Raw genomic sequence first — 1,848 nt, 5'->3', positions numbered from 1 at the left:
CTCTAAGTTTACGTAAGTAGGAGGTGTAGGAATCAATAATTTAGAGATATCTGTATTCCAAGTAATGGTGTTGAATTTGTCAATGTCAAAAGTCAACGCTGCTCCAAGTTTTAAGTTGGTAGGCAAGAAATCTCTATCGTTTTCTGTGGTGTATTGAATTTTATTTCCTAGGTTATTTACTGTTAAACCAAAAGCCAGAGCTCCATTGGTACTACCATATTTTACATTCTGATTGAAATATGAGAAAGAAAGGTCAGCAGCACCTGCGATACCTGGAGTTGTAATGGCCCCAGCAGCAGATTGACCAGCCGTTAAGTTTGAGTAAATGAATTTACCATTTAAACCGAGTGAGAATTCGTCGTTCAATTTAAACGCATAAGCTCCTAATATCTCAAATTCCTGAGGCACGTGAGTACGCGTTTCCATACCGTTAGCATCAGTAAAAGTAATTTCACCTAAATTGAAATAACGTAAGGATCCACCAACTGTACTTCTTGCATTTAATTTTTTGAAACCAGACAAAGTAGAGATACTTACATCGTTGGTTATATTTCTTAACCAAGGTGAGTAAGAAAGTCCAATTGCTCCTTCATCTTCTGAAAAAGATAACATAGATGTATTCCAAAAAGTAGAAGCATAAGTTGGAGATAATGCTGTACCTGCATCTCCCATTGCTCCAGATCTTGAGTCTGTTACAATTTGTAAGAAAGGAACTGCTGAAGTAATCGTGTTCAATTGAAGTTCGTCTTCTGTTTTAGGTGCGTCACCACCGTTATCTCCTTGCGAGAAAACACTTCCTGATATTAATAGCGATGTTGCTATAAAAGCTAAATATTTTTTTGTCATTATTTTTTGCATTCAAATGAGCTTGGACAAATATACGGAATTAGTATTCCTTTATTGTACAGGGCTTATAAAAGATATAATTTTTCTATCGCACTTGTCTCTTTCCCGTCAGGTGTTCTCACTTTGATTTTATATATGTAAAGACCTTTTGCTAACTGGTCTCCGAATTCATCTAAACCGTCCCATTTAATACCTTCTGATCTAAATCCATCTGATAAAATTTCTTTATTGATGGTTTTAACCAATATTCCACTAACGGTGTAAATCTCTATTTGTGTCTCGAGTGTTGTGCTTACCTGATTGTGTTCAAAGAAGAACTCCGTGCTCGTAGTAAAAGGGTTGGGGTAATTCAAAACATGTTTCAAAGCAATTTCTTCTCTTTCTTGTACAATGAACTCTATTGTTTTTTCGCTTGAATTGTTGTTGACGTCCCAAGCTTTAAAGGTAAGGGTGTGTCTACCTGGTTCTAATTCATTCAATTGATAGCTTAAAGTTCCACTTTTGTAGGTGTCTAAATCTGCCTCGTAAAAATCATTCAATACAATGAGGTTAGAAGACTCCTCGTCTATGATGGCTGTGATATTGTGTCCAATTCCATTCCCTACGGTGTTGATACCGCTTTCATCATACAATGTTGCTTTTAAAATTGGGGTTTCATCACTTAAGCCTCCGTTAACGAAAGAATCATCGTTCAGGAATAATTCTATTTCTGGACCTATGTTATCTTCAAAACCAGAAGTATCTATCCCGCCCACATAAAATAACTGGTTGGAACCACCTGCCGACTGCGTGGTATTGTAAAAGTAATCACTTGATTTACCAAAGCCGAAATTGTAATTGATGTCTTTTGGTACTATGAATTCGTAAGAAAACTGTCCATTGGTTACCGTACTTTTACCTTTGTATAACTTGTTAATTTGTTGCTGGTAAGTGGTCGGTGTTGCTAGGTCATTCCCGAGGGTAACATAGTCTTTCTTTTTATCGAAAATGGTGTTTTCTATT

The 1,848-nt window shown here is 36.4% G+C and carries 2 protein-coding genes; both read right to left on the bottom strand.

Going from position 1 to position 1,848, the window contains the following annotated elements:
- The coding region (gene porV, locus AC22ZQ_RS14470; RefSeq protein WP_318959461.1) for a type IX secretion system outer membrane channel protein PorV at window positions 1-846 on the bottom strand (846 nt) is incomplete at its 3' end.
- A 65-nt stretch (window positions 847-911) separates the two neighbouring features.
- Window positions 912-1,848 (bottom strand): T9SS type A sorting domain-containing protein (locus tag AC22ZQ_RS14465; RefSeq protein ID WP_318959460.1); only part of this gene is annotated, 937 nt, incomplete at its 5' end.

Source organism: Lishizhenia sp., from assembly GCF_057456495.1.
Note: the sequence above shows the minus strand (reverse complement) of the source record. Positions and strands in the feature narration are given on the sequence as shown.